Genomic DNA, 18,686 nt, shown 5'->3' with positions numbered 1-18,686 from the left:
AGGCGTGATGGGCGGCCGCGTGGAGGCGCCGAGCCCTCCCGCTCCTGCCGCTGCTCTACGTCGTGATCCACCAGATCGGCACCCCGAGGGTGACCTGGCCGGTCCTCGGCGGCGGCCTCGTGCTGGTCCTCGGCCTCCAGGCCCTGGACCTGGTCCCCCCGGCCGGCGCGATGGCCGCCCTGGCCCTGGCGGTACTGCTGTGGGGCGCGGTGCGGGGCGCTCCGCACGGCAGGGGAGGGCTGGCCGGACTGAGGGGGACGGTGGCCCGGACCTTCGCGGAATGGTGCGCGGTGGTGGACGTACTGGTGGCCCGGGAACTGGCGTTCCTGACGTAGCGAACTGGACCCCCCAGGGCCGTGGGGAACCACACCCGCACCCCCCAGGGGCGCGGGGAACTGCGCGCCCAGCCACAACGCTCCCGCAGGCAACCCGCTACCGCACCCCCCTCAGGGGCGCGGGGAACTGCGCGCCCAGCCACAACGCTCCCGCAGGCAACCCGCTACCGCACCCCCCTCAGGGGCGCGGGGAACTGCGCGCTCAACCACAACGCACCCGCACCCACACGCCGCCACCCGCACCCCCACGGCGCCCCCCGTCCAAGCACCGCAGGTCACCGCGCCTCAGGCGGCCGCTGCCGCGGCATGTTCGGCCGCGCACCCCCCGCCCCGGGCGGCAAGGGGAACCGCCCCTGCACCACGTTGCCGTCCGCCCGCGATCCGCCCGCCACCGCCGCCTGGATCCCCAGCGGCGCCGACCCCGTACGGAACTCCACCATCCAGTCCGTGGTCTCCACCCGCACCAGCTCGGTCACGTCCTCGGAGAACCGCCGCAGCACCGCGAGGCACCGCTCGGCGGCCTCCCCTGCGGTCCCCTCGGTCGGCCCCAGCACCTCCCGCACGCTCTCCGAGGCCCAGTCGAACTGAAGGACCTGGAGGCGCCGCTGCACGGCCTGTGCGGTGGCCACGTCCCTTATCCAGCCGGACGTCACCCCGAAGAACCGGTCCACGGCCACGCAGGCGACGGCGAGGAGCAGCGCCAGGTATCCCCAGGGGGCGCCCCCGCCGACCACCCCGGTGAGGTCCAGCAGGGGCAGCGAGGCCCCGGCGACGGCACCCACCGCGGCACCGGTGCGCAGCGCCCGCGCGCCCCGCCGCTTCCACACCCGGTCCGTGAGGTACCAGGCGGCGGTGTCGAGCGCCCCGCGCTCCACCCACCGGTACAGCTCGTCGAGACGGAGGGCGGGCTCGCCCCAGTCCCCGAGGGGGAAGGTCCGCCCCGTCAGGTCGCCCGGCCGCGGCCCGACCGCCTCCCCGCTCCGCCCGTCCTGAGGAGGATCCTCGGGCTGCATCTCCGGCTGACCCACCCGGCACTCCCTACTGACCACGACGAACACGAACGAGCACGCTGTGTGACGCATGATGCTGACGCGCCGGACCCTTCCTACCGCCCAATGGGTGGCGAAGGGACGGCTTTCACGGCTTTTCCGCTCGGAAGTGGCCCTTGATCAGGTATAGGGCTCGACGGCCTCTCACTCGAAAGAGTGCTGGAGCGATGGCTGCGCAGACCACGTAGGCTCGTGACAGACGTAAGTGCACAGCAGGATCCAGGCGGAGAACAGCAGGGAGCTGATCGTGATCCCCGGTGGTGGCCAGCCCAACATGCAGCAGCTGCTTCAGCAGGCCCAGAAGATGCAGCAGGACCTGGCGAACGCGCAGGAGGAGCTCGCGCGGACCGAGGTCGACGGCCAGGCCGGCGGCGGTCTGGTGCGGGCGACGGTGACGGGCTCCGGTGAACTGCGGGCCCTGAAGATCGACCCCAAGGCGGTGGACCCGGAGGACACCGAGACCCTCGCCGACCTGATCGTCGCGGCCGTGCAGGCGGCCAACGACAACGCCCAGACCCTCCAGCAGCAGAAGCTGGGCCCGCTGACCCAGGGGCTGGGCGGCGGCGGCATCCCGGGTCTGCCTTTCTAAGACGGGCGTCCGCCAACTACCGTACGTACCCCAGGAACCCAGGAAGGACGGCAGTCCGTGTACGAAGGCGTGGTCCAGGACCTCATCGACGAGCTGGGGCGGCTGCCCGGCGTCGGTCCCAAGAGCGCGCAGCGGATCGCCTTCCACATCCTGCAGGCGGAGCCGACGGACGTACGCCGTCTCGCGCAGTGCCTGATGGAGGTCAAGGCGAAGGTCCGCTTCTGCGCGACCTGCGGGAACGTGGCGCAGGAAGAGCTGTGCGGCATCTGCCGCGACAGCCGCCGCGACCTCTCGGTGATCTGTGTGGTGGAGGAGCCGAAGGACGTCGTGGCGATCGAGCGCACGCGCGAGTTCCGCGGCAAGTACCACGTCCTGGGCGGCGCCATCAGCCCGATCGAGGGTGTCGGCCCCGACGACCTGCGTATACGAGAACTTCTCGCGCGGTTGGCCGACGGGACGGTCACGGAACTGATCCTGGCCACGGACCCGAACCTGGAGGGCGAGGCCACGGCCACGTATCTCGCCCGCATGATCAAGCCCATGGGCCTCAAGGTCACCCGCCTGGCCAGCGGCCTCCCGGTGGGTGGCGACCTGGAATACGCGGACGAGGTGACCCTCGGCCGCGCCTTCGAGGGGAGACGACTCCTAGATGTCTGACGCCACGCTGCACGCGACTGCACCGGACCCCGACGACTTCGCGGTCCAGATCGCCGACCAGGTCGAGAGCTTCCTGGTGGCCGTCATGGAGGTGGCGAAGGGCGACGAGCCCGACTCCGCCGTCCCCTTCCTCCTCCTGGAGGTCTCCCAGATCCTGCTGGCCGGCGGCCGCCTGGGCGCCCACGAGGACATCGTCCCCGACGAGCGCTACGAGCCTGACACGGGCCCGGACGCCGACGTGGACGAGCTCCGCGAGAATCTGGCCCGGCTGCTGGACCCGATCGACGTCTACTCCGAGGTCTTCGACCCCTACGAGCCCCGCAAGGCCCCGGTCCCGGCCCGGATCTCCGACGACCTCACGGACGTCATCACCGACCTGCGCCACGGCATGGCCCACTACAAGGCGGGCCGTACCTCGGAGGCGCTGTGGTGGTGGCAGTTCTCCTACTTCTCCAACTGGGGCTCCACCGCGTCCGCGACGCTGCGGGCGCTCCAGTCCGTGGTGGCGCACGTCCGCCTGAACCAGCCCCTGGCGGAGCTGGACGGCCTGGACACCGACCAGAGCGTGGGCGACGAGACCCTGGAGTTCGAGGCCGGCCGGGTGATGGCGGAGGAGATCGCGGGCCCGCTGGGGCTGCGGCCGGTGCAGTAGGGCCGTAGCGCCTTCGGTACCGCTCTCACAGCCCCCACAGGCCCTTGCCGACGGCCGTGACCCCGCCCGTTAGGGCGAGCAGGAGGACCAGCAGCCGGGCCCGCTGCTCGGGTATCCGGGTGGCGAGCCCGCTGCCGACGACCCCGCCGAGCGCCATCGCGACGGCGACGGACGTCCACTGCGGTCCGGTCAGCTCCGGAAGCCCGTTGGAGGCGACGGAGAAGGTGTTGACGACGACCCCGTAGAACATGGCGTTGGGTACGAACTCCCGTACGGTCCAGCCCGCGTTGAGGGCGTAGAGGGAGACCGGTGGTCCGCCCACCCCGGCCGCCGCGTTCATGAACCCGCCCGCCGCGCCCGCCGCGATCGCGCCCCGGGTGCCGCGCAGCGCGGGTATCCGCACCCCGCGCATGATCACCAGCACGGCCGCGGTCACGAGCGCGCCCATGACCAACAGCAGCCAGGACTCGGGGAGTCGGCGGGTCATCCAGGTGCCCGCCGGGACCGTGCAGGCGGCGGCGGCGCACAACGGCACCATCGCGGCGAGGCGGAGGTGCCGCCGGCCGCCCGCCAGGCCCACGACACAGATGACGCCCGCCGCGCAGTTGGCGAGCACGACTCCCTGCGACGGCCCGAGCAGCAGGACGAGCGCGGGTACGGCGACCAGGGCGAAGCCCATGCCGGTGAGCCACTGGACCGAGGATCCGAGCAGCACGATCCCGGCCAGCAGCACTGTCTCGCCCACCCGGCCACCCCGTCCCCGCGCACGGCACGGCGCGGTCCGCTGTGCCTCCGGGCGGGGAGAGTACGCCCTTGGCCTGGTGTCACCGAGGCCTCACGGAGCGTGAGTTGGGTCATCCCTGGACGTCCGCTGTACGACGCCTGCACGGTCGCTAACCGGCGTCACGCGAGTCTGGAGTCACTTCCTCCACAGGAACCCCGGAAGGGACCGCGGACAGAGCGCGGAGGAAGCAACCCCCTTCGCTCGTAATGGAGATGAGATGACCCCTCGACCGATAACCAAGCGTGTAGCCGTCGTTGCCGCCGGTGCCCTGGTCGCCGTCGGTACCTTCGCCGCCGGAGTCGGGGTCGCCGGGCCGGGGAAGCAGTCCAAGAAGCCGACGCAGGCCGAGATCGCCGCGCAGTTCGACGGCTGGAACGAGGCCCTGCGGACCGGTGACCCCGAGACCGTCGCGGCCCGGTACGGCACGGACGCGGTCCTGCTGCCCACCGTCTCCAACAAGGTCCGCAGCAACCACGCCGCGATCGTCGACTACTTCGAGCACTTCCTCAAGAACAAGCCGGTCGGCAAGAAGATCGAGACGCACGTCAACATCCTCGACCACGACTCCGCCGTCGACGCCGGCGTCTACGAGTTCACGCTCACCGACCCGGACACCGGCGACAAGCGCGTCGTCAAGGCCCGTTACACCTACGCGTACGAGAAGCAGGACGGCGAGTGGAAGATCGTCAACCACCACTCCTCGGCGATGCCCGAAGGCTGATCCGCACCGACAGCCCGCCACCGGGCGCGTCCCCGAGGGTCACGGTCCCGCCGTCGTCGGTCACCAACTGCTTGACGACGGCGAGGCCGAGCCCGGAGCCGGAGCGCCCGGTCAGCCCCTGACCGCGCCAGAAGCGGTCGAAGGCACGGGACTTGTCCGCGTCGGACATGCCCGGCCCCTGGTCGAGGACCGACAACAGGACCTCGTCCCCCCGCGTCTCGACCTGGACGGTGATCCTCCCGCCGTCCGGGGAGACCTCCAACGCGTTCGAGAGCACGTTGTCCAGCACCTGGTCGAGATGGCCGGGGCTGGCCAGCACCAGCAGCCGGCCGCCGGCATCACTCCCCCCCAGCGCGATGGTGACTCCGCGCTCGTCGGCGGCCGGCCTCCACACCGCGAGGCGTTCGGCGATGATGTCCGGCAACGACAGCGGCTCCGCGGCCGACACCTTCGCCTCCGCCCGCGCCAGCACCAGCAGTCCGTTGACCAGCCGGCTCATCCGGACCACCTCGGCGGTCGCCTGCTCGACGTCCTCGCGCACGAACTCGTCGTCCACACCGTCCGCGATGTTGTCGAGCGACAGGCGCAACGCCGTGAGGGGGGTGCGCAGTTGGTGGGAGGCGTCCGCGACGAAGATCCGCTGCGATGCGACCAGGGTGTCCAGGCGTTCCGCGCCCTGGTTGAGGGTCCGCGCGAGCGTCTGCGTCTCCGGCGGGCCCGTCACGGGCGAGCGGGCGGTCAGGTCACCGTCGCCGAACCGGCTCGCCATGGCGTTGAGTTCACGCAGCGGGGCGGTGATGCGCCGGGCCGCGAACGCGCCGATCGCCGCGGCCGCCGCCAGCACCAGCACGGCCAGCGCGGCCCGGAAGCCCCAGATCTGCCACAGCCGCTTGGTCATGTCCGAGGTCGCGTAGACGATCCGTACGGCCGCGTCGCCCTCGACGGGGACCGTGACCGTCAGATGGCTGCCCCAGACGACGTCGGAACCCCAGTCGGTGGTGGGCTCGTTGTCCCGCACCGCCCGGGTCAGCGCCGCGTCCGCGGTGGGCCGCGGCAGCCGCGGGTCGCACTCGGCCGTCGGGGTCGCCTGCACGTCGCCGTACGCCCTGGCCACCTTCGACAGCGCCTCGCACGAGGCCCGGTCGCCGTTGCCGAGCAGCAGCGCCATGGTGTGGGCCTCGCGCAGGACGGACTGCCGGGTGTCGTCCCGCAGCTGTTTGGTGAGGGTGAAGGCGACCGGCACCGTGAACAGGAAGATCGCCACCGCGACGAGCAGGATGTAACTCCGGATGAGCTGGCGGTTCATGAGGCCCCGGGGTCCCTGACGATCTCCAGCCGGAAACCGACGCCCCGGACCGCCTCGATGCTGATCGCCCCGGCCAGCTTGCGCCGCAGCGCCGCCACATGGACGTCCAGGGTCTTCGTCGGCCCGAACCAGTTCGCGTCCCAGACCGCTTCCATGATCTGCTCGCGCGACATCAGCGCGCCCGGCTCCTCGGTGAGGAACGCCAGCAGGTCGTACTCCTTGGGGGCGAGCGGAACCTCCTCACCGTCCAGGTGGACCCGGGCGGCCTTGCGGTCGACGGTGAGCCGGTCGCCGTACCGGTCGGGACCGGCCGCGGCCTGCTCGGCGCGCGGCTGTGCCCGCCGCAGCACCGCCCTTATCCGCGCGATGACCTCCCGGACCCCGAACGGCTTGGAGACGTAGTCGTCCGCGCCGAGCTCCAGGCCGACCACCCGGTCCGTCTCCTCGCTGCGCGCGCTGATCACGATGATCGGCACGTCGCCGCGCTCGCGCAGCGCCCGGCACACGTCCAGCCCGTCGGTGTCGGGCAGACCGAGATCGAGGAGGACGACGTCGTAGGGCTCCCCGTGACTGAGGGCCGCTCCGCCGGTGGCGACCCAGGCCACCTCGAAGCCGTAGCGCAGCAGTCCGCGCCGGAGCGACTCGGCGACCGGCTCATCGTCTTCCACCAGCAGTACGCGCACAGGCGAACCCTAATGGTTGAACTTTAAAGACGGCCCGTCGCCGAGTCCCTCAGCCCGCGGTCACCACAGCACCGGCAGCCGCTCCGGGAGCCGCTTCATGAACCCCGTCCGCCACACCAGCTGCTCCACGGGGACCGCGAGGGCGAGCCGGGGCATGCGGTCCAGCAGCACCGACAGGGCGATCTCGGCGTGCCTGCGGCCCAGCGCGGTGGCCGGGCAGTAGTGCCGGCCGCCGCCGAAGGAGAGGTGCGCCGCGCTGTTGGCGCGGTCCAGGTCGACGGTGTGCGGGTCGGGGAAGGCGGCGGGGTCGAAGTTGGCGCCCTCCACGAGCACCAGGACCAGCTCGCCCGCGCGCACCTCGACGTCCCCCAGCGTCACGTCCTCCAGCGCCAGCCTCGGCAGCCCGTCCCCGATGGACAGGTTGATCCGCAGCAGCTCCTCCACGGCCGCCGGGATCCGCTCGGGGCGGGCGACCAGCTCCTCCTGGAGCTCCGGACGCTGGATCAGCGCCAGCAGGGCCATGGTCAGGAACCCGGAGGTGGAGATCACGCCCGCGCCGAACATCGTCACCCCTACCGTGGCGAGCATCTCGTCGGTGAGGTGCGCGTACTCGGGGTCCGGGCGGAGCGCGGCCAGCTCGGCCATCAGGCCCGTGGTCGCCGGGTCGTCCAGCCGCTCGGTCATGTACGCGATGTCCCGGTCCCAGTTGAGCCGGGCGCCGGTGACGGGACACGCGGAGTTCATGAACGCGATGTCCAGGCTCCGCGTCAGCTTCGGCGCGTCCGCGTACGGGATGCCGAGGAGCCGGCAGTGCATCCCGGCCGAGTACGGGTCCGCGAAACCGGCCCGCAGGTCGCCCGGGGCGCCCTCGCGGACCAGGCCGTCGACCAACTCGGCGGCACAGGCCCGCATCCACTCCGTCAGCCCCGGGCTCTTGGGGTTCAGGGCCCTCAGCACGGCCTTGCGGAGCCCGGCGCCGGTGATGTTCCCCATGTTGTTGACGACCTCGGGCGGGATCGTCAGCGCGTACTGCCGGGGCACCCCCGGCGCCGAGGTGTCCTTCAGGCTGAACCGCGGGTCCTCCAGGACCCGCTTGCACAGCTCGTACGACGACACCAGCCAGGCCTCGTCGCCGGCGATGGTGCGGACCCGGCGCACGGGTGCGTGGGTGCGCAACTCCTCCACCTCGGCAGGGAGGTGGTCGCCGCGCCAGGAGAACGGGAAGTCGATGAGCAGCTCAGCGGACGACAACCTGCACCTCCTCGGCCGGCGTGACGATCGCGTGGCCCTGGTTGCGGGAGGCGCGCAGACCCGCGCCGGGGGCGTACAGCAGCTCGGCCATCGGCAGCAGCTGGTGGTAGCAGTTCAGGGAGGACGGCACGCCCAGGATCGCCGGGGTGTCGAGGAAGAGGGGCGCCTCGGCGCAGACGTAGGCCATGCACACCTCGCGCTGGGCCTCGGTGACGTCCTCGGCCCGGCCGGCGAGGAAGGAGCCGACGAGCTGCTCGCAGGTCGCGCGGAACTCGTCGTCGGTGCCGAGGCGGGCGGTGAGGTGCTCGTGGAGGTCGCGGTAGGCGGGGTTGGCGCGGAGGTCCGACAGGGCGTGGGCGCGCAGCCGGGTGCCGCCGGGGTCCACCGCCCGCACCGCGCCCTGCACCTTGGCCCGTACGCCGCGCAGGTTCTTCACCGCCTTGCGGCGCGCGTCCTCGGCCGGATAGCCGGAGGCCTCGTACATCTCGGCGACGTGCAGGTCGGTGTGGACGAAGTCCACCCGCTCGAACAGGGCGAGGGACCAGCGGGCCAGGTCCAGGACCCGGCGGGCGGAGAAGTAGCTGTTGCCGGGGGAGATGCCGATGACGGCGTGGTCGCCCGCGGCCCGGATGACCTCGCAGTGTGCGGTGAAGGGGCGGACCTCGAAGAGGTCGGCGGGGGTGACGTGCTGGATCTCGGAGACGGTCGCAGTCGTCAAGGGAAGGGAGTCCTTCGCGCGTCGCTAGTCCCGGGGGAGCCGTGTGCTCCTGGTGTGGCGACGACGACGTGAAGTTAGCGTTCGACTACGGAGAGCGTCAACGGGTGACCTGGCCCACTTTGCCGAGTGTTCACGGTGGGGATGGGCAGGGTCGTGCTGGGCGGACCGGTCTCACCATGTGGTTTCACGATGGGTGGTTTCGGACGCTCGATAGACTGAGCCGACCGCAGTACATATGCGTATGCGTGGACTGCGAACACACAGACTGAACTGAGCGAGGAGCGCACGTGGGCCTTGTCGTGCAGAAGTACGGAGGCTCCTCCGTAGCCGATGCCGAGGGCATCAAGCGCGTCGCCAAGCGGATCGTCGAAGCGAAGAAGAACGGCCACCAGGTGGTCGTCGTCGTTTCCGCGATGGGCGACACGACGGACGAGCTGATCGATCTCGCCGAGCAGGTATCCCCGATGCCCGCCGGCCGTGAGTTCGACATGCTGCTGACCGCCGGAGAGCGTATCTCCATGGCCCTGCTGGCCATGGCGATCAAAAACCTGGGCCACGAGGCCCAGAGCTTCACCGGCAGCCAGGCAGGCGTCATCACCGACTCGGTCCACAACAAAGCCCGGATCATCGACGTCACGCCCGGCCGGATCCGCACGGCCCTCGACGAGGGCAACATCGCCATCGTCGCCGGCTTCCAGGGCGTCAGCCAGGACAAGAAGGACATCACGACCCTGGGTCGTGGTGGCTCCGACACCACCGCCGTCGCCCTCGCCGCGGCCCTCGACGCCGAGGTCTGCGAGATCTACACCGACGTGGACGGCGTGTTCACCGCCGACCCGCGCGTGGTGAAGAAGGCGAAGAAGATCGACTGGATCTCCTTCGAGGACATGCTGGAGCTGGCCAGCTCCGGCTCCAAGGTGCTGCTCCACCGCTGCGTGGAGTACGCCCGCCGCTACAACATCCCGATCCACGTCCGGTCCAGCTTCAGCGGACTCCAGGGCACGTGGGTCAGCAGTGAGCCGATCAAGCAAGGGGACAAGCCGGTGGAGCAGGCGATCATCTCCGGTGTCGCGCACGACACCTCCGAGGCCAAGGTCACGGTCGTGGGCGTGCCGGACAAGCCGGGCGAGGCCGCCACGATCTTCCGCGCGATCTCCGACGCCGAGATCAACATCGACATGATCGTGCAGAACGTCTCCGCCGCGGCCACCGGCCTGACGGACATCTCCTTCACGCTGCCCAAGACCGAGGGCCGCAAGGCCATCGACGCGCTGGAGAAGCACAAGGCCGGCATCGGCTTCGACTCCCTGCGCTACGACGACCAGATCGGCAAGATCTCCCTGGTCGGCGCGGGCATGAAGACCAACCCGGGCGTCACCGCCTCCTTCTTCGAGGCGCTCTCCGACGCGGGCGTGAACATCGAGCTGATCTCGACCTCGGAGATCCGCATCTCGGTCATCACCCGCGCCGACGACGTCAACGAGGCCGTGCGCGCCGTGCACACCGCCTTCGGGCTCGACTCCGACAGCGACGAGGCCGTCGTCTACGGGGGCACGGGTCGCTGATGGCCGGGACCGGGTCGCCGCGACCGACGCTCGCGGTCGTGGGGGCGACCGGGGCCGTCGGCACGGTCATGCTCCAGATCCTGTCCCAGCACGCGGACATCTGGGGTGAGATCCGGCTGATCGCCTCCCCGCGCTCGGCCGGCCGCAAGCTGGCCGTGCGCGGCGAGCAGGTCGAGGTGATCGCTCTCACCGAGGACGCCTTCGACGGCGTCGACGTCGCCATGTTCGACGTCCCCGACGAGGTCTCCGCGCAGTGGGCGCCGATCGCCGCCGCGCGCGGTGCCGTCGTCGTCGACAACTCGGGCGCCTTCCGGATGGACCCGGAGGTGCCCCTCGTCGTCCCCGAGGTCAACCCGCACGCGGCCCGCGTCAGGCCGCGCGGGATCGTCGCCAACCCCAACTGCACGACCCTGTCGATGATCGTCGCGCTCGGCGCGCTGCACGCCGAGTTCGGGCTGCGCGAGTTGGTGGTCTCCAGCTACCAGGCCGTCAGCGGGGCCGGGCGGGCCGGCGTGGAGACCCTGCGCCAGCAGCTGTCCCTGGTCGCCGGTACGGAACTGGGGACCCACCCCGGAGACGTACGGCGGGCCGTGGGCGACAACACCGGGCCGTTCCCGGAGCCGGTCGCGCTGAACGTCGTGCCGTGGGCCGGTTCCCTGCGCGAGGACGGCTGGTCGTCGGAGGAGATGAAGGTGCGGGACGAGTCCCGCAAGATCCTCGGACTGCCGGCGCTGCCCGTCGCGGTCACCTGTGTCCGGGTGCCGGTGGTCACCACCCACTCTCTGACCGTCCACGCCCGCTTCGAGGGCGAGGTCACCGTCGCCAAGGCGCGTGAGATCCTCGCCACCGCCCCGGGCGTCGTGCTGTTCGACAACCCGGCCGCCGGGGAGTTCCCGACCCCCGCCGACGTCGTCGGGACCGATCCGACCTGGGTGGGCCGGGTGCGCCGGGCGCTGGACGACCCCACCGCCCTCGAGCTCTTCGTCTGCGGCGACAACCTGCGCAAGGGCGCCGCGCTGAACACCGCCCAGATCGCCGAGTTGATCGCGGCCGAATTCACCAGCGGCTGAACAGTCCGGGTTTGTAAGATCGGTGAACCAAGTGTGAGCGGGTCGATGGCCTGGATCACTTGCTGCGGGCGTCCTTGTCGTCCGAAGATTTTCCTCCCCGTCCTTCGCAACCGCGTGAAGGGCGGGGAGCGTCTTTGCGAACGCCCTTCAGGACGTCGCGGGGATGCGGTACGAGGTGTGGGGACACTTCGGTCATTCAGGATATAGGGGAAGAGCGGGTAGGCATGAGGGCGTTTGACGCACGGTCGGTTGTGCTGCCTGACACCGGACGGGAGGCCGTCTCGTCCAGCGCTTCGTCGACCGACGCAAAAGTGACGCCCGGCCCGTACAACCCTTACGGGGGTAGCGGTGTCCAACTGGCGTGGCAGAGGTTCTCGATTTCACAGCGGTCTCGCGCGGCACGGCCCTCCGGCCGCCGCGCCCACCGGCCGTACGACCCCGCATGGCCGGTGCTGCCGGTGGCATGCCGGTGATCGCGCCCATGCCCGCAGCGCGGCCCGCCCGCATACCGAGCCAGCGTGATGGCGCCGAGGATGTCGCGGCAGCCGGCACGACCGTCGATCACCTCACCGAGACCTACCGGGCGCACTACAGCTCCCTGCTGCGACTCGCCGCCCTCCTCCTCGACGACACCGCCTCCTGCGAGGACGTCGTCCAGGAGGCCTTCATCCGGGTCCACTCGGCGCGCAAACGCGTCCGGGACCGGGACAAGACGCTCGCCTATCTGCGGCAGACCGTCGTCAACCTCTCCCGCTCGGCCCTGCGCCGCCGCATCCTCGGACTGAAGCTGCTGTCCAAGCCGATGCCGGACATGGCGAGCGCCGAGGAGGGGGCCTACGACCAGCTGGAGCGCGACTCGCTCATCAAGGCGATGAAGGGCCTGCAACGCCGCCAGCGCGAGGTCCTCGTCCTGCGCTACTTCGCGGACATGACCGAGGCGCAGGTCGCCGAGACCCTCGGGATATCCCTGGGCTCGGTGAAGGCGTACGGCTCCCGCGGCATCGCCGCCCTCCGGGTCGCCATGGAGGCCCCGGCATGAGCGGCTCCGGATCCGGGGAGAACGACGGACGCCGTCCGCACGTCCCGCACGAGCCCTCCGGGGATCCCCCCGAGCGCCTCGAGCGGTGGGGCAGGCGTGAGCCGGGCGGCACGGGCGGTCAGCCCACACTGAAGCAACCAACTGCTGGGAACGTAACTGTGAACCACGGCCTGGACGACCAGAGCTCCTCGGGAGGGCTCGACTCGGACGAGCTGACACTGCGCCACCTGCTGCACCAGGCGGTCCAGGAGATCGAGCCGCGCGACGGCACCCTGGACCAGCTGCGCCAGGCGGTCCCCGCCCGACGGGCCCGCAAGCGGCAGGCGCTGGTCGGCATGGCGGCCGCCGCCCTCTTCGTCGGCACCGCGGTCCCCGCCCTGCTGCACGTCTCGGGCGCCACCGGCTCCGACGCCGACCCCTCCAACGCCCACTACTCGCAGGACCAGGGCGGCCCTAGCCAGGGCAAGGGCCCGGACGGCGGCGAGAGCACCTCCGGCGGCTCCTCCGACAAGGTCGAGGACAAGGGCAAGGGCGAGTCCAAGGGCGACGACAAGGACAAGGGCACCGGCGCCGGCACCGGGGGCAGCGACAGCGCCGGACCCTCGGTCAGCAGCACGGAGGGCGTCCCCGCGTGCACGGCCGCCTCCTTCGGCGTGCCGACCGCGAGCACCGACCCCGCCGACTCGGCCGGCGCGGTGTACGGCACCTTCACCTTCACCAACGCCTCCGCCGCGGCCTGCACCGTCAGCAGTCCCGGCTCGGTCGCCACGTCGGTCTCCGGCGCCGCGGACGCCGCCAAGGTCTTCCCGGTCCGGCACGTCTCCGGTGACGCGGCGGTCTCGCTGCCCGACCCGTCCACCGAGCTCGCCTCGCTGGTCCTGCAACCCGGCGCGTCCTACCACGTGAAGTTCGCCTGGGTCCCCTCGGAGACCTGCCCCACCGACACCGGCCCCACCCCGACCCCGACGCCGACCCCCTCGGAGGACTCCGCCGACACGGGAGGCACCTCCACGGGCGGCGACACCGGCACCACCACCCAGATGACGAGGACCGAGGGCACCCTCGACGGCAGCGTCGCGATCACCGGCCTGGCGGAGGGCGGCGCCCCGTCGACCTCGGCGACGGTGACGAACGCGTGCGCGGGCACGGTGTACTGGACGGGGCTGCTGGCCCCCACGGCGTAACAGGCGTCCTCCGCCGCCGGGAGCCGCTCGCGGCGCTCGCCGCGCAGGGCACGTGACGCGAGCCGGGGTCTACGCCCGCTGCCCGTCCGGCGCGGGGGAGGGCGACGGCGCCGGTCCCGACGCCGGGTCCGGGTCCGGTTCTCGTTCCGGGTCCGGTTCCGGCAGGAGTCCGAGTTCGGCGTCCCGTACGAACTCCACCTCGCGCCGCAGGAGCCGGAACCACATGAACACCACGAACCCGGCGAAGACGAACCACTCGCCGGTGTAGCCGAGGTTCTGGAACGCCTTCAGGTTCAGCCCGGTGTCCGGGGCCGCCGCCGCGGGCACCGCCTTCATCCCTGAGTCCCCGGTGTTCAGCGTGACCCAGGCGTCGTAGACGTCGTACGACACGAGGTTCACCAGCGAGGCCGCGCTGATCGCCGACGTCTGCCCCGCCGGCAGCCCGCCTTGCGCGCTGACCCCGTTCTCACCGGGCTGCTCGGACGCCTGCAGGGAGCCCCTGACGGTGACCTCGCCCGAGGGCGCGGCCGGCGCCTTCGCCGCGTCCGCGGTGCCGGGCAGCCACCCGCGCACGACCGGCAGGGCCTTGCCGCCGTCGACGCGCAGCAGGGTCAGCACGTAGTAGCCGCGCTTGCCGTCCAGCTCCCGCCCCGGCACCAGCAACTGCCTGCCGTACCGCCCGGTCGCGGTGACCTGGTCCCCGGACGTCTCCTTGTCCACCGGCAGCAGCTTCGCCAGCGGTCGCGCGGCATCCCGCCCGTCCGACGCGGCCCGCGAGGTCGCCCGGTCATGGTCCGCCATCCGGTCCTCGAACCGGCTCAGCTGCCAGGACCCCATGAACACACAGAAGGGGATGGCGAGCAGCACGAAGACGTTGATCCCCCACCACCGGGGCGTCAGCAGAAACCGGTACACACCTCAACGGTACGGGGCAGCCCGGTCCTGGCCGCCCGCGGGGTCAGGACCACCGGGGGGTGCCCGGGGCGACGGGAGCCCGCGGATCGAGCGGCCCGCTCAGGGATGTGATGCGTGTCGGCGGCCCGCTCAGGGGTGGGTTGCGTGTCAGTTGTCCACAGGCTGGGGACCTCGGCGGCGCATTGTCGGCGGGGCCAGGCACTATGGGGCCATGACTGAGAGCAACGGGTCCGTCTCGCCCGAGCAGAACGCAGCCACGCCGGACTGGGAGAAGCGCTTCCGCGCGCCCCGGGTGTCCCTGCCGGACTGGGCGGAGGACGCACCGGACCGCTCCCTGTTCGTTTCGAACGCGACGGGGACGTACGAGCTGTATGCCTGGGACCGGGCCACGGACGAGCAGCGCCAGGTCACCGACCGGCCGAACGGCACGACGGACGGCGTCCTCTCCCCGGACGGCGCGTGGATCTGGTGGTTCGACGACAAGGACGGCGACGAGTTCGGCGTCTGGCGCCGCCAGCCCTTCACCGGCGGCGAGGACGAACTCGCCGCCCCCGGTCTGGACGCCTCCTACCCGGCGGGCCTCGCCCTCGCCAGGGACGGCCGCACGGCGGTGGTGGGCCGTTCGACCGACGAGGACGGTACGACGATCCACGTCGTGCGCACCGGCGAGGACCCGGTGGAGATCTACCGCCACCGTGAGTCGGCGGGCGTCGGCGACCTCTCCCACGACGGCACGCTGATCGCCCTGGAGCACACCGAGCACGGCGACGCGATGCACTCGGCGCTGCGCGTGGTCCGCCCCGACGGCACGGCGGTCGCCGAGCTCGACGACACCAAGGACGGCACCCTGGAGCTGGGCCTGGAGGTCCTCGGCTTCGCCCCGGTGGAGGGCGACACCCGCCTCCTCATCGGCCACCAGCGCCGGGGCCGCTGGGAACCGCTGGTCTGGGACGTGGCGACGGGCGAGGAGCGCGACCTCGCCCTCGACCTGCCCGGCGATGTGAGCGCGGAGTGGTACCCGGACGGCTCGGCTCTCCTGATCGCCCACAGCTTCGAGGCCCGCAGCGAGCTCTTCCGCTACGACCTGACGACCCGCGAACTGACCCGGATCCCCACCCCGCCCGGCTCGGTCTCCGGCGCGACCGCCCGCCCCGACGGCAGCGTGGAGTACCTCTGGTCCTCGGCCGCCGAACCCTCCACGGTCCGCTCCACGACCGGCCGGATCGTCCTGGACCCGCCTGGCCTGAAGTCCCCGGGCTCGGTCCCGGTGGAGGACGTGTGGGTGGAGGGCCCGGGCGGCCGTATCCACGCCCTGGTCCAGAAGCCGCTGGGCGCCACGGGCCCCCTCCCCACCGTCTTCGACATCCACGGCGGCCCGACCTGGCACGACAGCGACGCCTTCGCGGCGGGCCCGGCGGCCTGGGTCGACCACGGATACGCGGTGGTCAGGGTCAACTACCGGGGCTCCACGGGCTACGGCAGGGCCTGGACCGACGCCCTGAAGCACCGGGTCGGCCTGATCGAGCTGGAGGACATCGCGGCGGTCAGGGAATGGGCCGTCACCTCGGGACTGGCCGACCCCGACCGGCTGATCCTGACCGGCGGCTCCTGGGGCGGCTACCTCACCCTCCTCGGCCTCGGCACCCAGCCCGACGCCTGGGCCCTGGGCATCGCGGCCGTCCCCGTCGCCGACTACGTCACCGCGTACCACGACGAGATGGAGGCCCTGAAGGCCCTCGACCGCACGCTGCTGGGCGGCACCCCGGAAGAGGTCCCGGAACGCTTCGAGGCATCGTCACCCCTGACCTACGTGGACCAGGTCAAGGCCCCGGTCTACATCTCGGCCGGCGTCAACGACCCCCGCTGCCCCATCCGCCAGATCGACAACTACGTCAAGCGCCTGGAGGCCCGCGGCGCGACCCACGAGGTCTACCGCTACGACGCCGGCCACGGCTCCCTGGTCGTGGACGAGCGCATCAAGCAGGTGAGGCTGGAACTGGACTTCGCGGAGCGGCACTTGGGGGACTGAGGGCGTGCCCCTCAGCCCGTCCGGCGTATGTCTTTCAGCCCGTCCGGCGTTTGAGGACGAGGCCCGTTCAGGGCCGACGGGGGTCCGGGGGGCGGAGCCCCCTGGGCGGCGGGGCCGAGGGGGCGGCAGCCCCTGGGGACGGGACGGGTAGGGGCGGCGGGGGCGAAAACCCCCCGGCGCCCCGCCTACGCCCCGGCAGGTTCCCGCCGCCCCCGCCGCCCGGACAACTCCGCCAACCCCCGCCGCGTAGCCGCCAGCACCACCCGATCCGCGCCCGTCAGCACATACGTGTCGGGCAGATCCCACACCAACCCCCCACCCGCCCCGACCTCTTCGTACGCCCCCGCCACCGTCGTCTCCTCCCGCCGCCCGGACGCCGCTGTGTCCAACGCCAGCACCCGCCACGCCCCCGCCCGAAACGCCTCCCCCACCGTCTTGCCCTCCAACTGCGGATGCCCGCCCACCTCCACCGACGCGAACAACAACACCCGCCGCTCCACAGGGATCGCCCCCAGAATCTGGCGCCCCATCATCGCCCCGGCGAACGCGGGCGCGGCCAGATGCGACACACTCCGACTCCGCGTGGAGGCCTGCGGATGAGCCGCCCGCAGGGTCCGGTAGACCGCGGTGGCGAAGTCGTCGTCGTACAGCCGCAGCACCACCCGTAGGTCCGGCCGCACGGACCGCCCGTACAGCGCGGCCTCCAGGTTCGTCGTGTCCGCACTGGTCACCGCGAGCAACGCGTGCGCCCGGTGCACCTTCGCCGCCTCCAGCACCCCTTCCTGGGTGACGTCACCGAGCACCACCGGCACCCGCAACCGCCGGGCCGTGGCGAGCCCCCGCGCCTCCGGATCGGACTCCACGCACACCACCGGGATGTGCAGCTCCCGCAGCCGCGTCAGCACCCGGGTCCCGATCTTCCCCAGCCCGAGCAGCACCACATGCCCACCCAGCCCCCGCGGCGGCTTGCGCAGGGCGGACGCGGTCCGAAACGTCCCCAGTGCCTCCAGCACGGCGGCGAGCAGCACCGGCAGCAGGAGCAACCCGACGAGTCCGGCGAGGAGTTGAAGCACCTGACGCCCGGTCGACGCCCCGAGCGCGGGATCGTTGATGGCGAAGAGATCGAGCAGCGTCATGTACGTCGCGTACAGCGGATGCTCCCCGGTCACCACCGTCAGCGCGACGGCGAGCGCGGCCACGCACCCCACCATCCCGGCCAGCGACCACCGAAGCCGCCGCGAGAAGAGCGAGGCGAACGGGGGCACGACGCCGCGGCCCGCGGAGCCGTCGGGCGCCGCGTACGACACCTGCTCCAGCACCACGGTCCCGCGCCCTTCGGCCGCCCGTACCGCCTCCGCGTCCGGCAGCAGCTCGGGGCCGTGCTCGCCGGTGCCGCCCGGATCGGAGCCGTCGGGCCCCGCGGTGCCGTTGCCGTTCGGGGACAGCAGCGCCAGCGTGGCGAGTCCGGCACCGCCGCTTCCGGGTGCCCGCTCCACCGCCCGCAGCAGCAGCCCGTCGGTCTGTACGACCTTGCTGGTTCCGGCGACGGCACTGGCCACGAGCGCCGGCGCGGCGGTGTCGGCGTCGGACAGGACGGTCGTGGAGGCGTCGAGGGCGGAGCCGGACGCGGAGTCGGCGTCCGTGCCGTCACCGGAGGCCAGGGCCGCCGCCTGGTCGAGGAGTTCCTCGATGTGCTGGCCCAACCGCCGGTTGTAGAGCCGCAGTACGAGCCGCAGGCGGGGGTTGAGCCGCCGGGCGGTCAGCGCGGCACGGATGTTGGTCTCGTCGTCGTCGTACACGAGCGCCAGGGCGGCGGCCCGCTCCACCCCGGCGTCGGCGAGCACCGCCTCGGTCGCCTCACCGGCCTCCAACAGCCGTTCGCCACCGGGGGGTTCACCCGAACCGGCCCGACCACCTCCGCCGGCGGCGCTCACCATCCGGTCCAGCAGGGCCGCCGAGGCGGCCCGTGCCCGCCCGACGACCGGCGGCCGCACACTCCGTTCGGACGCCGGCACGACCAGCGTGACCTGTTCCCCGTACACGCCCCGCAACTCGGCGGCCAGCCGATGCGCGAGCCCGTCGTCGCCGCAGACCACCATGTGCGTGGCGGCGGCACTGTGCTGACCCTGATTCGGAACG

General features: G+C 72.0%; 18 protein-coding genes. 10 read left to right on the top strand and 8 right to left on the bottom strand.

The window, feature by feature from the left end:
• The first annotated feature begins 62 nt into the window (after positions 1-62).
• Complete coding sequence (locus tag ACZ56U_RS07070; RefSeq protein WP_469083017.1) at positions 63-335, top strand: hypothetical protein; 273 nt, start codon at positions 63-65, stop codon at positions 333-335.
• Positions 336-610: 275 nt separating this feature from the next.
• Here ACZ56U_RS07070 and ACZ56U_RS07065 read toward each other — a convergent pair whose 3' ends face one another.
• Positions 611-1,363 (bottom strand): SLATT domain-containing protein, encoded by a 753-nt coding sequence (locus tag ACZ56U_RS07065; protein WP_469083016.1) that lies wholly within the window; start codon positions 1,361-1,363, stop codon positions 611-613.
• A 268-nt stretch (positions 1,364-1,631) separates the two neighbouring features.
• Here ACZ56U_RS07065 and ACZ56U_RS07060 point away from each other — a divergent pair, with 268 nt between their 5' ends.
• Genes ACZ56U_RS07060 through ACZ56U_RS07050 form a run of 3 tightly spaced genes read left to right on the top strand, consistent with a single transcriptional unit; the run spans position 1,632 to position 3,282 of the window.
• The gene (locus tag ACZ56U_RS07060; protein WP_469083401.1) at positions 1,632-1,973 is read left to right on the top strand and encodes a YbaB/EbfC family nucleoid-associated protein; all 342 of its coding nucleotides are present in this window, start codon (positions 1,632-1,634) and stop codon (positions 1,971-1,973) included.
• A 57-nt stretch (positions 1,974-2,030) separates the two neighbouring features.
• Positions 2,031-2,630, top strand: coding sequence for a recombination mediator RecR (recR, locus tag ACZ56U_RS07055; RefSeq protein ID WP_469083015.1), 600 nt, complete (start codon positions 2,031-2,033; stop codon positions 2,628-2,630).
• Positions 2,623-3,282 carry a DUF5063 domain-containing protein gene (locus tag ACZ56U_RS07050; protein WP_469083014.1) on the top strand — a complete coding sequence of 220 codons (660 nt, stop codon included), beginning with the start codon at positions 2,623-2,625 and terminating at the stop codon, positions 3,280-3,282. Before recR ends, ACZ56U_RS07050 begins: the two co-directional genes overlap by 8 nt.
• Positions 3,283-3,307: 25 nt before the next feature.
• Here ACZ56U_RS07050 and ACZ56U_RS07045 read toward each other — a convergent pair whose 3' ends face one another.
• Positions 3,308-4,027, bottom strand: coding sequence for a TSUP family transporter (locus ACZ56U_RS07045; RefSeq protein ID WP_469083013.1), 720 nt, complete (start codon positions 4,025-4,027; stop codon positions 3,308-3,310).
• Between the two features lie 256 nt (positions 4,028-4,283).
• Between ACZ56U_RS07045 and ACZ56U_RS07040 the strand changes: the two genes are divergently transcribed.
• Positions 4,284-4,787 (top strand): SgcJ/EcaC family oxidoreductase, encoded by a 504-nt coding sequence (locus tag ACZ56U_RS07040; protein ID WP_469083012.1) that lies wholly within the window; start codon positions 4,284-4,286, stop codon positions 4,785-4,787.
• On the opposite strand, the gene ACZ56U_RS07035 is transcribed toward ACZ56U_RS07040, so the two are convergent.
• The 4 genes from ACZ56U_RS07035 to ACZ56U_RS07020 are packed head-to-tail and all read right to left on the bottom strand — an operon-like array spanning position 4,753 to position 8,745.
• Entirely contained in the window at positions 4,753-6,093 is a 1,341-nt protein-coding gene (locus ACZ56U_RS07035) for a sensor histidine kinase (protein ID WP_469083011.1), read from the bottom strand. The two genes, ACZ56U_RS07040 and ACZ56U_RS07035, sit on opposite strands and share 35 nt — an antisense overlap.
• Complete coding sequence (locus ACZ56U_RS07030; RefSeq protein ID WP_469083010.1) at positions 6,090-6,776, bottom strand: response regulator transcription factor; 687 nt, start codon at positions 6,774-6,776, stop codon at positions 6,090-6,092. Before ACZ56U_RS07030 ends, ACZ56U_RS07035 begins: the two co-directional genes overlap by 4 nt.
• Positions 6,777-6,836: 60 nt before the next feature.
• Entirely contained in the window at positions 6,837-8,027 is a 1,191-nt protein-coding gene (locus tag ACZ56U_RS07025; RefSeq protein ID WP_469083009.1) for a cytochrome P450, read from the bottom strand.
• Positions 8,014-8,745: a cyclodityrosine synthase gene (locus ACZ56U_RS07020; RefSeq protein WP_469083008.1), complete on the bottom strand. Its 732-nt coding sequence runs from the start codon at positions 8,743-8,745 to the stop codon at positions 8,014-8,016. Before ACZ56U_RS07020 ends, ACZ56U_RS07025 begins: the two co-directional genes overlap by 14 nt.
• A gap of 287 nt (positions 8,746-9,032) precedes the next feature.
• Here ACZ56U_RS07020 and ACZ56U_RS07015 point away from each other — a divergent pair, with 287 nt between their 5' ends.
• From ACZ56U_RS07015 to ACZ56U_RS07000, 4 genes are all read left to right on the top strand, one after another.
• On the top strand, positions 9,033-10,310 hold the full coding sequence (locus tag ACZ56U_RS07015) for an aspartate kinase (RefSeq protein ID WP_391233068.1): 1,278 nt from the start codon (positions 9,033-9,035) through the stop codon (positions 10,308-10,310).
• Complete coding sequence (locus ACZ56U_RS07010) at positions 10,310-11,380, top strand: aspartate-semialdehyde dehydrogenase (RefSeq protein WP_469083007.1); 1,071 nt, start codon at positions 10,310-10,312, stop codon at positions 11,378-11,380. The genes ACZ56U_RS07015 and ACZ56U_RS07010 overlap by 1 nt, the downstream gene beginning before the upstream one ends.
• A 361-nt stretch (positions 11,381-11,741) precedes the next feature.
• Complete coding sequence (locus tag ACZ56U_RS07005; RefSeq protein WP_469083006.1) at positions 11,742-12,419, top strand: SigE family RNA polymerase sigma factor; 678 nt, start codon at positions 11,742-11,744, stop codon at positions 12,417-12,419.
• 158 nt (positions 12,420-12,577) lie between these two features.
• Positions 12,578-13,603, top strand: coding sequence for a hypothetical protein (locus ACZ56U_RS07000; RefSeq protein WP_469083005.1), 1,026 nt, complete (start codon positions 12,578-12,580; stop codon positions 13,601-13,603).
• A 69-nt stretch (positions 13,604-13,672) separates the two neighbouring features.
• Here ACZ56U_RS07000 and ACZ56U_RS06995 read toward each other — a convergent pair whose 3' ends face one another.
• Entirely contained in the window at positions 13,673-14,518 is an 846-nt protein-coding gene (locus ACZ56U_RS06995) for an SURF1 family protein (RefSeq protein ID WP_469083004.1), read from the bottom strand.
• Between the two features lie 211 nt (positions 14,519-14,729).
• Between ACZ56U_RS06995 and ACZ56U_RS06990 the strand changes: the two genes are divergently transcribed.
• On the top strand, positions 14,730-16,547 hold the full coding sequence (locus ACZ56U_RS06990) for a S9 family peptidase (RefSeq protein ID WP_469083003.1): 1,818 nt from the start codon (positions 14,730-14,732) through the stop codon (positions 16,545-16,547).
• 185 nt (positions 16,548-16,732) lie between these two features.
• Here ACZ56U_RS06990 and ACZ56U_RS06985 read toward each other — a convergent pair whose 3' ends face one another.
• Positions 16,733-18,646, bottom strand: a complete 1,914-nt coding sequence (locus ACZ56U_RS06985; protein WP_469083400.1) for an NAD-binding protein — start codon at positions 18,644-18,646, stop codon at positions 16,733-16,735.
• Positions 18,647-18,686: the final 40 nt, after the last annotated feature.

Source organism: Streptomyces sp. NPDC034103 (assembly GCF_055575395.1).
This window is presented reverse-complemented; position numbering and strand designations above follow the sequence as displayed.